9 protein-coding genes are annotated in these 12,360 nt (G+C 56.2%); 1 reads left to right on the forward strand and 8 read right to left on the reverse strand.

Features of this window, described 5'->3' with window-relative positions; genetic code table 11:
- Positions 1-56: 56 nt before the first annotated feature.
- From holA to leuS, 3 genes are read right to left on the reverse strand one after another with little or no spacing between them, the layout of a single operon-like run.
- Positions 57-1,079: a DNA polymerase III subunit delta gene (holA, locus tag DV711_RS00420; protein ID WP_114693688.1), complete on the reverse strand. Its 1,023-nt coding sequence runs from the start codon at positions 1,077-1,079 to the stop codon at positions 57-59.
- A 9-nt stretch (positions 1,080-1,088) separates the two neighbouring features.
- Positions 1,089-1,598: an LPS-assembly lipoprotein LptE gene (locus DV711_RS00425; RefSeq protein WP_114693689.1), complete on the reverse strand. Its 510-nt coding sequence runs from the start codon at positions 1,596-1,598 to the stop codon at positions 1,089-1,091.
- A 2-nt stretch (positions 1,599-1,600) separates the two neighbouring features.
- A complete protein-coding gene (leuS, locus tag DV711_RS00430) occupies positions 1,601-4,189 on the reverse strand; it encodes a leucine--tRNA ligase (protein WP_114693690.1) in 2,589 nt (862 codons plus the stop codon).
- Positions 4,190-4,312: 123 nt separating this feature from the next.
- On the opposite strand from leuS, the gene DV711_RS00435 reads away from it, so the two are divergent.
- Positions 4,313-4,861, forward strand: coding sequence for a zinc ribbon-containing protein (locus tag DV711_RS00435; RefSeq protein ID WP_114693691.1), 549 nt, complete (start codon positions 4,313-4,315; stop codon positions 4,859-4,861).
- A gap of 117 nt (positions 4,862-4,978) precedes the next feature.
- Here the strand turns inward: DV711_RS00435 and DV711_RS00440 are convergent, their stop codons facing one another.
- From DV711_RS00440 to DV711_RS00460, 5 genes are all read right to left on the reverse strand, one after another.
- A complete protein-coding gene (locus DV711_RS00440; RefSeq protein WP_114693692.1) occupies positions 4,979-5,599 on the reverse strand; it encodes a phosphoadenosine phosphosulfate reductase domain-containing protein in 621 nt (206 codons plus the stop codon).
- 301 nt (positions 5,600-5,900) lie between these two features.
- A complete protein-coding gene (locus DV711_RS00445) occupies positions 5,901-7,556 on the reverse strand; it encodes a sensor domain-containing protein (RefSeq protein WP_165839952.1) in 1,656 nt (551 codons plus the stop codon).
- Positions 7,557-7,722: 166 nt separating this feature from the next.
- The gene (locus DV711_RS00450) at positions 7,723-9,606 is read right to left on the reverse strand and encodes a methyl-accepting chemotaxis protein (RefSeq protein WP_114693694.1); all 1,884 of its coding nucleotides are present in this window, start codon (positions 9,604-9,606) and stop codon (positions 7,723-7,725) included.
- A gap of 239 nt (positions 9,607-9,845) precedes the next feature.
- Positions 9,846-11,345, reverse strand: a complete 1,500-nt coding sequence (lnt, locus tag DV711_RS00455; RefSeq protein ID WP_114694869.1) for an apolipoprotein N-acyltransferase — start codon at positions 11,343-11,345, stop codon at positions 9,846-9,848.
- Between the two features lie 101 nt (positions 11,346-11,446).
- Complete coding sequence (locus DV711_RS00460; protein ID WP_114693695.1) at positions 11,447-12,301, reverse strand: HlyC/CorC family transporter; 855 nt, start codon at positions 12,299-12,301, stop codon at positions 11,447-11,449.
- Positions 12,302-12,360: the final 59 nt, after the last annotated feature.

A 12,360-nucleotide genomic window follows, 5' to 3' on the forward strand; every position in this document is an offset into this window, starting at 1 on the left:
CCGTTGAGATAGATCAATAAAACGTTTGTTTGAAAGCGTTGAGGATAGTGCTGAGGTTAGTCGATCAGGTCGGCTAGGCAGGGCTGGCCACAGAGCTGCAGGCTCAATTCGGCCAGTTGTTGCCAAGGGTCTTGATTACACATTCCCTTGATCGACTGGTCGATGGCCGCGCAAAGCTGGAGCATTCGATTGAGCTGTAGAGGTTGCAGGCGTTTCAGGGCCTGACCAACCAGCGCTTGGCGCTTGCCGAAGATTCGCTGCTTTTTGAACAGCGCATCGTTCAGAGGGCCCGGGTGCTGTTTGAGTTCACTCAGTTTACGAACTTCCCAGCTAAGGCTACCGAGAATTTGGATCGGCTCAACGCCTTCGCCGCGTAGTCCCTGCAGTACCCTGAGGCAGCGACTGCTGTTACCCGCCAATGCTGCATCGACGAGCGCAAAGGTATCGTATCGGGCGTTGTTGGCAACGCCTCCGCCGACCAGCTGTTCGCTAAGGCTGTTGTCGGGGCTGAGTAGTTTGAGCTTCTCGATCTCCTGCACCGCCGCGAGCAGGTTGCCTTCGACGCGATCGGCCAGAAGTTGAGCGGCATCCGGATCGATGGATAGTCCCAGACCACGACAGCGCTGCTGGATCCAGCCTGGCAGTCGATTGGCCTCCACCGGCCAGAATTGCAGGATCGCCCCGGCTTTATCGATCGCTTTGAACCAGCTGCTGCGTTGTGCGCTGGCATCGAGTCGAGGGCAGTAGATCAGGATCAGAGTGTCTTCGGGAGCTGGCGCCAACAACCGGTTGAGGGTTTCGGCACCTTTGGTACCGGGCTTTCCGTTGGGAATATGCAGCTCGATAAGTCGTCGCTCTGCAAACAGCGATAGGCTCTGACTGCTCTCGAGCAGACTGTCCCAGCTGAAACCGGGTTCGGCATGAAACACCTCGCGCTCGCTGAACCCCTGCTGACGGGCGGCGGCGCGAAGTTGATCTCCCGCCTCCTGAACCAGCAGGGGTTCATCACCGGTCAGCAGGTACACCGGTTGCAACGGTTGCTTCAGGTGGCTGCCGAGCTGCTCCGGTTTGAGTTTCATGGTGCGTTATCAGCGGCTCTGCTGTTCGGCCAGGCTCAGATAGCGCCGAACCAGCTGGCCAGCCAGAGTCTGACGCATCTCTTTGCGTAACAGCGCCTCTTCGGCCTCTTTGGCGTTAACGCTGTTTTCGTCGTAGTCGTAGGTACGCTCGGTATAGAGTTCGGTTTCCGGAATCGCCACCTCGCCGTCACTGTCCAGAATCTGGTAGCGAAGCCGGGCGCGCAGTTCGTACTCTTCCACTTTAGCGCGAGTATTGAGCGAGGCTGAACGGCGGTCGAGGCTGTCGGAGATCAGCTCGATCGTGTAGGGCGCTTGCTGGGCCGAGTCGACCAGGCTAACCCCACTACTCTTCAGGGTCCGTTCGACGGTCTGATACATCGCGCTGCGCTCATTACCTTGCAGATGCAGGGTTCTGAGCTCGTCTGGGATCGGAGTCACACCACGCAGCTGGAAGCCGCAGCCGCTGAGCATCCCCAGCAGCGTCAGAGCAAACAGCGTTTTTACGGCGATTTTGAGCATGCTTAGCCTACAACGATGTTGACCAGTTTTCCGGGCACCACGATAACCTTACGGATGGTGGCATCCTGGGTGAAACGCTGAACATTTTCATCGGCCAGCGCGGCATGTTGGACCAGATCCCGGTCGGCATCGGCGGCAACCTGGATCTTGCTACGCAGTTTGCCGTTGACCTGAACTACGATCTCGATGCTGGAGCGAACCAGCGCGCCTTTATCGACCTGTGGCCAGGCGCTGTCCAGCAGCTCCGATTCATGACCCAGTTCGCTCCAGAGCTGGTGGGCAACATGGGGAACGATCGGTGACAGCAACTGAACGGCCGCTTCCAGCGCTTCCTGGACGACTGCTCGACCCTGCGGGCTGACGTCGATAAAGCGACTGACGGTGTTGGACAGTTCCATCACCGCAGCGATGGCGGTGTTGAACGTCTGACGGCGCTCGATATCGTCGGAAACCTTCTGAATAGTCTCGTGGGTCTTGAGCCGCACTTCGCGCTGCTTGTCGTTGAGGCTGTCCAGATCCAGCGATTCTACCGGGCCGCGGCTGACATGATCGAACACCAGCTTCCACAGTCGCTTCAGGTAGCGGTGTGCACCTTCGACGCCGGAGTCGGACCACTCCAGCGACTGCTCGGGCGGTGCCGCGAACATCATGAACAGACGGACGGTGTCGGCGCCGAAGCGATCGATCATTACCTGCGGGTCGATGCCGTTGTTTTTCGACTTCGACATCTTGGTGATGCCGCCGAACTGGACCGGCTGGCCGTCGCTGCTCAGGGTTGCGCTGGTCAGTTGACCTTTGTCGTCCCGTTGCACGCTGACTTCTTGAGGTGAGAACCAGCTCTGGCCACCTTTCTCGTCCTCACGATAGTAGGTCTCGGCCAGTACCATGCCCTGAGTTAGCAGGCGCTCAAACGGTTCGTCGGAATTGACCAGGCCCAGGTCGCGCATCAGTTTATGGAAGAAGCGCGAGTAGAGCAGGTGCAGGATAGCGTGTTCGATACCGCCGATATATTGATCGACCGGCGCCCAGTAGTTGGCCGCATCGTCGAGCATTGCGTTATCGCAGCTGCGTGAGGCGTAGCGGGCGTAATACCAGGACGATTCCATAAAGGTGTCGAAGGTATCGGTCTCACGGGTTGCCGGCTTGCCACACTTCGGACAGCTGGTTTCGTAGAACTCGGGCATCGACTTGATCGGGGAGCCGGAACCGTCGAAATCGACGTCGGTGGGCAGTACCACCGGCAGGTCTTTCTCCGGAACCGGAACCGAGCCGCAGCTGTCGCAGTTGATCACTGGAATCGGGGCGCCCCAGTAACGCTGACGGGAAACACCCCAGTCGCGCAGGCGGAAGTTGACCTGAACTTCGCCGCGACCGGCGGATTTGAGGTGGAAAGCGATCGCCTTGAAGGCATCTTCGGAGGTCAGGCCGTCGAATTCACCGGAGTTGACCAGTTCACCCTTGTCGGTGAAGGCCTCTTTGCTCAGGTCATACTCGACGCTCGGGTCGATCGGCTGGATCACCTGTTTGATCGGCAGGTCGTACTTGGTGGCGAACTCCCAGTCGCGCTGGTCATGGCCCGGTACTGCCATTACGGCGCCGGAGCCGTATTCCATCAGGACGAAGTTGGCCACGAAGACGGGGACGGGTTCGCCGGAGATCGGGTGGATCGCCTTGAAGCCGGTATCCATGCCTTTCTTTTCCATCGTCGCCATGTCGGCTTCGGCGGTCTTCATGTGGCTGCACTCTTCCAGGAAGGCGGCCATCTCGGCATTGTTCTCGGCGGCTTTGAGCGCCAGCGGATGTTGCGGCGCGACACCGACGTAGGTAACGCCCATCAGGGTGTCAGGGCGGGTGGTGAAGACGGTCAGGTCGCCATCGCCCTCAACGTGGAATGACAGCTCAACCCCTTCGGAGCGACCGATCCAATTGCGCTGCATGGTGCGCACCTGCTCGGGCCAGTGTTCCAGCTTGTCAAGGTCGGCCAACAGCTCGTCGGCGTAGTCGGTGATCTTCAGGAACCACTGCGGAATCTCTTTGCGCTCAACCAGTGCGCCGGAGCGCCAGCCGCGACCGTCGATCACCTGCTCGTTGGCCAGCACGGTCTGGTCGACCGGATCCCAGTTGACGATGGCGTTCTTCTTGTAGACCAGGCCCTTTTCCATCAGCTTGGTGAAGAACCACTGCTCCCAGCGGTAATACTCGGGGTGACAGGTCGCCACCTCGCGGCTCCAGTCGTAGCCAAAGCCCAGCGACTTGAGCTGGTCTTTCATGTACTCGATGTTTTCGTAAGTCCACTTTGCCGGTGCGACCTTGTTTTTGATCGCGGCATTTTCGGCCGGCAGACCAAAGGCGTCCCAGCCCATCGGTTGCAACACGTTTTTGCCCTGCATCCGCTGGTAGCGGGTGATCACATCGCCGATGGTGTAGTTGCGCACGTGGCCCATGTGCAGACGTCCGCTGGGGTAGGGGAACATCGACAGGCAGTAGAACTTCTCTTTGTCCGGTTGCTCGGTGACCTCGAAGCTCTTGTTTTGGTCCCAGTGTTGCTGGGCGTTGGCTTCGATCGACTGCGGGTGATACTGTTCTTTCATGTGCCTTAAATAACCGTGGTTTACGACTGTTACGCGCCGCTTGGATCGGGCGTAGAGAAAAGCGGCTAGGATACAATAGATAGGCTGTGGCAGATAGGTTTTTTGCCCGTTGGAGGAGAGGATATGACTGATAAAGATCCGCAAAAGTCCGGGCCGAAGTTGCCCGATAGCGCTCCTGAGGTTTATAACCGCCTGTTGGAGCGGGTGTACTTGTCGATCGGCAAGGTAGAAGAGCGTTCCTGGCCCTATATCAAGGATCAGATTGAGGAAGCTGCACGGATCGAACTGGCCGCTGAAGAGATGACCCGCGAAGAGCTGGACCTGCTGCAGGCCTACCTGCAACGAGACCTTCGTGAGGCAGGTACAGCGTTGCATAAAACCGGCGAAGGGCTCGCCAATTGGCTCAATTTTGATCTACAGGCGTTGGAGTACACCCTGGTGGAGCGCTTGTTTGGTCTGGCTGATCAGACCCGGATCGATCAGACCGAGCTGCAGTTGCGGTTGGATCATGGTCCGGAGGATTACCTGGCCGGCGAGGTAGCGGCGGCTGGGCAGTTACGCTGTCTTGAGTGCGGCGCCCTGGTCAAACTACCGCAGACGACACTGATCGAGCCTTGTCACCAATGCAATAATCGTTTTTTCCACCGAGATAGTGGTGTCTGGGATAAGTAATTGGGTTCGGGGTCGACCTAGGGTTGGCCGTTCAAATCCATAGAACAAAAAAGGCAGCCGAGTAGGCTGCCTTTTTTGTTTGAAGTGCAATTTTTTAACGCACCGGCCGAGCGCTGATCAGAGTTTGGTGTGCAGACCGCACTCACGGTTGGCTAGGGCCTTGGTGGGGTCAAAATACTTGATCACGTTGGGTAGATTGTTCTCTTCCAGATAGCGCTGCATATCGGCCTCTTTCCAATGCAGCAGCGGAGCCACCTTGAGCACGCCGTTGGGGCCGGTACCGAAAATTTCCATATCCTGACGGAAGGCGGTCTGTTCGCTGCGTACGGCAGTAAACCAGACGTCGGGCTGGTGCTCTTTCATGGCCCGGGCAAACGGTTCCAGTTTGAACTGCTCGGTGAACTCGGCGTGGCGTTCGTCATCAACGCTGGGAATGCCACCCAGAGCGGCATCGCAGCGAGCTGCGCTGACCTTGGGAGTGTACACATCGATATTCAGGTTCAGTGCTTCGATCAGCTGTTGAGCGACCTTGTAGGTCTCCCGCGTGTTATAGCCAGAGTCGATCCAAACCACGGGAATATCGGCTTTCACCTGAACTGCCATATGCAGAATCACCGCTTCGAAAGGCCCGAAGTTGGTCGTGGTGATTGGATTCTTGGCCTGTGCAAGCGCTGATTCGATGATCTTTTGAGGCGAGGCATCTCGTAGCTCTTGGTTGGCCTTTGCAATATCTAGCATTATTAATTACCGATGGCTGAACAGAATGGATTCGAAATACTAAGATTCCAAACGGTAAAAATCAATTGCCAGTAGTTGTCGAGTGTGCCTTATATGACTATTGGATAGGTAGTGTTCGAAATCTTTTAAAGTTATTCCGATATGTTATATCTGCCGGCCGGGGCGCTTTCCGGATCCAAAATCAGCTCAAGTCAGACTTTGTCATGGATAAATAGAAAAGTATTGTAGGTGATTAATAATAGTTATTTTATAACTAAATCTATCAAGAGATTAATGTTAGATTTTGCGTTATGGCTGAGATTTAAATCTGACCTTCACGATAAATATAATATCGATTTCGACCCATCTCTTTGGCTTTGTACATCGCCAGATCCGCATAACGAAGCAGCAAGTCACCGTCTTGAGGATAATCGGGATGGAGGCAGATACCGATACTGGCGGACACGGCTACCTGTTGTTGGTTGGGTAGTTTGAAGGGCTGAGTGATGGATGACAAAATCCTTTTAACGATCTGTTCCAGGTCGGAATCAGACTGTAGTTGGGTTAACACCAAAGCAAATTCATCACCGCCCAGGCGTGCAACGGTGTCATGTTCACGGATGCACTCGGTGATTCTATTGGCAACCTCAACCAGCAATAGGTCTCCAGCCCTGTGGCCATATTGATCATTGACCGGTTTGAAATTATCCAGATCCAAAAAACAGATGGCGATCGTATTTTGGTTTCGTTTGCCATTGGCCAAGGCTTGAGCCAGCCTGTCCGACAACAGGGTTCGGTTCGGCAGCCTTGTTAGGGTGTCATAGTAGGCCATCTGCTCCACCTCTTCGTGGTGGCGCAGTAAGGCGGTGATGTCGGTCATTACGCCGATATATTGGCTGACAGTGCCGTCCGGGCCGGTGACCGCTTTAATCGTGGTTCGGCAGGCAAACAGTTGTCCATCCTTGCGGCGGTTCCAGGTTTCCCCTTTCCAAGCCCCTTCTGTTTTCAGCGAATGCCACATCTGTGCGAAAAAATTGTCATCGTGGTAGCCGGATTTCAGAAACCGGGGGTTTGTATTGATAACTTCCTCTCTGGAGTAGCCGGATAAACTGCAGAAAGCGTTATTTGTTTCAATAATAATGCCATTGGTATCGGTTACGATGATTCCTTCGCTGACGTTTTGAAAAACGCTGGCGGCAATTCTTAACTGTTCTTCTGAGTTCTGTTTAGCCGTAACATCTCTGCTTATTCCAAAAATCCCATCGATACCTCCTTGGCTATTTAATACGGGCCATTTACTGGTGCTGACCCAGCCTTTTTCACCTTTTTCGTTAAGGAAGGGTTCAATACGATCCAGTATTGGCTCGGCTTTTTTAAATAGTTCAGGCTCTTCTGATAAATAATTTGTTGCCAGCTCTTCGGGGAAGATATCGCGTTCAGTTTTTCCAATGATTTCCTTCCAATTGTTATGACCGGTTAATTTAGCCAGTCGTTGGCTACAGAATCTGAAACGTCGGTCTTTATCTTTGTAGAAAACAAAATCAGAGGTGTTCTCCAGCAGCGTAATAAAGTCCTGATTCAGGGATTTAAGCTGTTGTTCGGCGGTGTGTCGGTCGGTGATGTCATGGATGATGGAGAAGAGGTAGTCTCGGTTGTCGATTTCGACCTTGCCCGAATGAACTTCGACGTGTCGGAGGCTGCCATCGCTCAGTTGGTGGACAAAAAAGAAGTGATTTCGTTTTTCGGCCATCGCTCGGCGCATCTCAAGGTCCACCTCTTCGGCGGTGTACTGATTGATCTGGCTGATCTTCAGGGCGGTGAGCTGCCGGTGGTCGTAACCGTAGTAGCGACAGGCACAATCATTGGCATCAATGATCGATCCGGTTGATGGATCGATCAGCAACATCGGGACCTTGGAATCGGTGAACAGCACCCGATAGCGGTTACTTAGCCGCTCATCCAACTGCTCAGCGTTCACAGTTGGCTCTTGAATGGGTTTAGTTCGGTTCATCGGTGTGCCCGTTGCTGGTTCTCTGTTAGCTTCTCCAAGCTGGCAGATAGTACAGTCTTATTTGATAACGGGAAACTGGACGCAGAGCAGGCCAGTTCTCCCCGGCAAGAAGCCGGGGAGGGGCGTCGGAAAGTTATGCCGCGCTGACCTCAAAGCGAGTCGTCATCTGCTTCAGCTCGATAGCCCGTTGGGCTACCTGCTGGCTGGCCTCGACGATCGAGTTGGACTCGGTTGAGCTCTGATCCAAAGAGCCTGAAACCTGTTCCATATTTTCGGCGATCTCTTTGACGGTGCTGGCCAACTGCTCGATGGCGACGGCGATCTGCTGGGTCTGATCCGAAGCGGTCTCTACCTGGCCTTCGATCGCGCGGACAGCATCAGCCGCTTCGACACCGTACTGGTTGCCGCGCTCGACGTTCTCCCGGCCGGTCTCGATAGAGGCGATAGCATTCCGAGTGCCGGCCTGTAGCTCGTGGACGATTTCGGTAATCTCGTTCGAGGCACCGACGGTTTTTTCGGCCAGGGTTCGAACCTCATCGGCGACTACGGCAAACCCCCGACCCGCTTCGCCGGCCCGAGCTGCTTCGATGGCGGCATTCAGGGCCAGCAGGTTGGTTTGTTCGGCGACGTTCTTGATTACCTCGATCACCACATCGATCTTTTCTGAGCGGCGCCCCAGCTCGTGCATCTGTTCGACGTTACGGTTGACCACTTCGGCAACATCGCTGAGCGCGTCCAGAGCACGAGAGATAATCTGTCCCCCTTCGCTGGCAGCCTGGTGCGCCATCTTGGCGCCGTCATTAACCTTGACTGTGGTCTGCGCAACCTCGGCTACGGTGGCGTTCATCTGCTCGGTGGCCGCCGCCATTGAGGTGGTTTGCTCTGAGGTGAAGCTGTTGCTGGTTGCGATCGTTTCAACTGCCGACGACAGTGAGCCGGACATGCCGCTGAGTTCGTTGCTGGTGCTGGTGACGTGGCTGACGATGCCATGCAGGTCGTCGGTCATCTGGTTAACGGCATCGGCCAGCTGACCGAACTCATCGTCCGCCTGCTTGTCGACCTTGACAGTCAGGTTGCCCCCGGCGATCTGGTTCAGGGCGTTGATGGTCCGGTTCAGCCCGCGAATGGCGCCGATACCGGTCCAGGCCAGCAGTGTGATCACCAGTATCAAGACCAGCAGGCCGACACCGATCATGGTGGCTTGGGCGCGTTCCACGGTTTGGTTGGACTCGGCTCTGGCGGCGACGATCACCTGATCTTCAAGGTAGTGTTCGGCGTCACCGGAGCGTTGGATGATGTCGCCGACCTGTTGGGTCAATTGTTGTTGCAGAGTCAGTACTTCGCCATAGCGAGCGGTAACCTCGTTGAGGGCGGCTTCATACTGCTTAGCCACCTCGACGTAGTTCTCAAATCCAAATTCGGTCAAATTGGTGATCAGATCGTTCAGTGCTTCGAGCGCCAGCTTGGACTTGGCCGGGTCGGCTTCGATCAGGAAGTCTTTCTCGTATTGGCGGACCTCCTGCATGATTCCCGACAGGCCGGAGAAGCTGGAGACCAGACCGCTGAGCTGTCCGCCCAGGTGATTGAGCTCGCCATGCAGGCCGAGTTCGGCATTCAAACCGAATTCGGTTTTCATCCGGGTCCATTCGCTCAGCGTCTGGATATGCTCGCGCACCAGTCCGGGGATATCGGCGGTGTAGCCCTGAATGCTGCTGTCTGTATTGGCAGTGGCTTGCTCCAACGCCGGCACAAACTCCGACAGGATCAGTTGTTGACCCTGCTGGAAGGCTTCGATTTTGTCAGGGGTTAGCTCGGCCCGCTGTTCCACCAGCGCGTAGAGCTCAATCTGCAGCTCCATCAGGGCATCGGCTGCCCCACCCAGCTCGCTGACATGTTCAGAGGAGTTGAGTACCGACTTGAGTGATAGTAACGCCGTCAAGCACAACGCGATGGTGCCGGCGGCGGTGAGAGCGATCGCCAAGGCGATCTTGCGACGAAAAGTTAAGTTCAGGCCCATTGTCCTTAATCTCCAAACTGCGGGACTAGGTTTATTATTCTTTAGTAGGGGGCTAACACTATCTTGGCGGACCTGATAAAACCAGTGCGAATAAGGGTTATACCTAAGCTTTTTTGATCTCGGTCTAGTTTTTGGCTTAGAGGCTGAGCAGCTGATCTCACCGCAGGGTTGTACAAAACAGGATAAATCTCTGTTTGATGGCGGTGATCTAGAAAGAGTTTTCGATGCCGTCAGGGGGCTTAAACGGCATCCTTGAGCCGCTGCTTTGGCAGCACTCTTCCCAGATGGAGTAGTCCCAATAGCGCCAGGCTAAGGCATAGAACCGGGGTAGATCCCAGCCGGGTGAAGGGGGTTTGGCCGGTCATCGGCCTGGCTTCCAGCGACAGCACATCGACGACGAACTGTGGGCCCTGTGAGAGCAGCTCACCGTCGGGGCCGATCAGTGCCGAGATTCCATTGTTGGTGGCCCGCAGCAGATAACGACCGTTTTCCAGTGCACGCATTCGGGCCATCTGCAGATGCTGGTGGGGCGCCAAGCTGTCACCGAACCAGCTGTCGTTGCTGATGGTTAACAGTAACTCGGCCTGTTCGGCTCCCGATGCGATCAGATCCGGATAGACGATCTCGTAACAGATCGAAGCGGACAGATTGAGCGCCTTGCCACGGTGATGCAGTTGCAATGGCGGCTGCTGCTCAGGACCCAGCGAGAAACTCGACATCGGTAGATCGAAGAAATCGATCAGGCCGCGCAACCATTGCTCCAGCGGGACATACTCGCCAAACGGGACCAGTCGCTGTTTATGGTACAGGCCGTCGGCGCTTCCCAGTGCCATGATGGAGTTGTGATAGGTAGGTTCCGAGCTAGGTTGGGGTGCCGAGCGGTAGGGGATACCGCTGATCAGCCCGGTATCGTGGCGGCTCAGTTGGGAATTGAACGGCGCCAAGCGCTGTTGAGCCTGGTGAAACAGCAGCGGGATGGCGGTTTCCGGCCAGATGATTAGATCTGCTTTGCGAGAGCCTTCTTCCAGTAGAGGTTCGCTCAAGGAGAGGTAGTGGTCGATGATCTGGTCGCGGTAGTCCGGGTGCCATTTCAGCTCCTGTGGAATATTTCCCTGAATCAGTGCCACTCGCAAGGCCGAGGCATCTTTCGGCTGAGTCCAGCTTTGCTGTTGCAGCAGAGCGCCCAATACAAAAGGCAACAGGCTCAGTCCCAGTCGTACCAGGCTATTTCGACCCGGATGGCGGAACAGCAGGTAGAGTGCCGCGGCCAGCAGGGCGCTGAATCCGCTGAGACCGTAGATACCGGTGAGCGGTGCCCAGCCGGCCAGCCAGGTGTCGATGCTGGCATAGCCCAGCAGCAGCCAGGGAAATCCGGTCAGGAACCAGCTACGGAACCACTCGGCCAGTATCCAGAGCGCGGCGAAACCGAGCCAGAGGCTCCAGGGTGCTTGTCTGATCAGACGTCGATAGAGGTAGCCGTGCAGGGCAAAAAACAACGCCATCGCCAGCCCGAACGCGGCGGTTAGAAAGCCGGCCAGCCAGGGTGGAGCATTTCCGAACTGGTTGATGCTGACGTAGACCCAGGAGACGCCAACCCCATAGAATCCCACGCCGTATAGCCAGCCGATCCATGCTGCCCGGCGTGGCTTGGGGCTAGCTTGCAAGCAGGCCAGCAGGATAGTGCAGGAGAGGATGCTGAGCGGCCAGATGTCGAACGGCGCGAAACCGAGCGGTGCCATAGCACCGGCCAACAGCGCAACCAGGCCACCTGCTGGGCCGCTTAGCAGTTGCGCTGGAAACCAGCGAGGGGGGCGGAGCTTATCCAAGCTGGATGAGCCCGTTAGCTTGGGACTTGCAGACGCGACACCTGTAGCAACCGGATTCGACGGTTGTCGGCGTTGAGTACCTTGAAGCGGAATCCTTCAAAGTCTACCTGTTCGTCTCGCTGTGGCAGGTGCCCGAAGCAGTGGGTGACGATGCCGCCGACGGTGTCGAACTCGTCATCATCGAGGTGGGCGTTGAAGTAGTCGTTGAAGTCTTCGATCTCGGTCAGCGCCTTGACGATATAGGCGTTGTCCTCGATCTGCTTGATCGGGGTATCTTCCTCTTCGGCATCGTATTCGTCTTCGATCTCGCCGACGATCTGCTCCAGCACATCCTCGATGGTGATCAGACCGGCGATGCCGCCGTATTCGTCGACGACCACGGCCATATGACTGCGGGTGGCACGGAACTCGCCCAGCAGGGTGTTGAGGCGTTTGCTCTCCGGCACGAAAGTGGCCGGGCGAAGCAGGTCCTGAATATTGATGCTGTCGATGCTTTCGCGCAGCAGGAACGGCAGCAGGTCTTTGGCCAGTAGGATGCCGATCACTTCGTCCGGGGATTCACCGATCACCGGGAAGCGGGAGTGAGAGGCGTCGATCATCTCGGGTAGAAACTGTTGCGGGGTCAGAGTGGAGTCGATGACGACCATCTGGGGGCGCGGGATCATGATGTCGCGAACCTGCATGTCCGAGACGGCCATGGCGCCTTCGATGATGCCAAGCGCTTCGCTGTCCAGGACCTGGCTGTCTTCGGCACTTTTCAGCAGTACCAGCAGATCATCACGGTCGCGGGGTTCATCGGAGAAGGCTTGGGTGATTCTATCCAGCCAGGACTTGCCGCCCTGACCGTTGGTCGATCGATCTTCGCTCATGCAGTTGATGCCTCACTTTGCATCGTCAGTTTGCCTCGTCGAATCCCTCGGGCTTCTGC

The sequence above is a fragment of the Motiliproteus coralliicola genome (assembly GCF_003345655.1).
GTDB lineage: Bacteria > Pseudomonadota > Gammaproteobacteria > Pseudomonadales > Balneatricaceae > Motiliproteus > Motiliproteus coralliicola.

Excerpts from the sequence above, each read along its gene's own strand:
- holA (WP_114693688.1), bottom strand. The coding sequence starts at position 1,079 with ATGAAACTCAAACCGGAGCAGCTCGGCAGCCACCTGAAGCAACCGTTG.
- DV711_RS00425 (WP_114693689.1), bottom strand. The coding sequence starts at position 1,598 with ATGCTCAAAATCGCCGTAAAAACGCTGTTTGCTCTGACGCTGCTGGGG.
- leuS (WP_114693690.1), bottom strand. The coding sequence starts at position 4,189 with ATGAAAGAACAGTATCACCCGCAGTCGATCGAAGCCAACGCCCAGCAA.
- DV711_RS00435 (WP_114693691.1), top strand. The coding sequence starts at position 4,313 with ATGACTGATAAAGATCCGCAAAAGTCCGGGCCGAAGTTGCCCGATAGC.
- DV711_RS00440 (WP_114693692.1), bottom strand. The coding sequence starts at position 5,599 with ATGCTAGATATTGCAAAGGCCAACCAAGAGCTACGAGATGCCTCGCCT.
- DV711_RS00450 (WP_114693694.1), bottom strand. The coding sequence starts at position 9,606 with ATGGGCCTGAACTTAACTTTTCGTCGCAAGATCGCCTTGGCGATCGCT.
- lnt (WP_114694869.1), bottom strand. The coding sequence starts at position 11,345 with ATGGCACCGCTCGGTTTCGCGCCGTTCGACATCTGGCCGCTCAGCATC.
- DV711_RS00460 (WP_114693695.1), bottom strand. The coding sequence starts at position 12,301 with ATGAGCGAAGATCGATCGACCAACGGTCAGGGCGGCAAGTCCTGGCTG.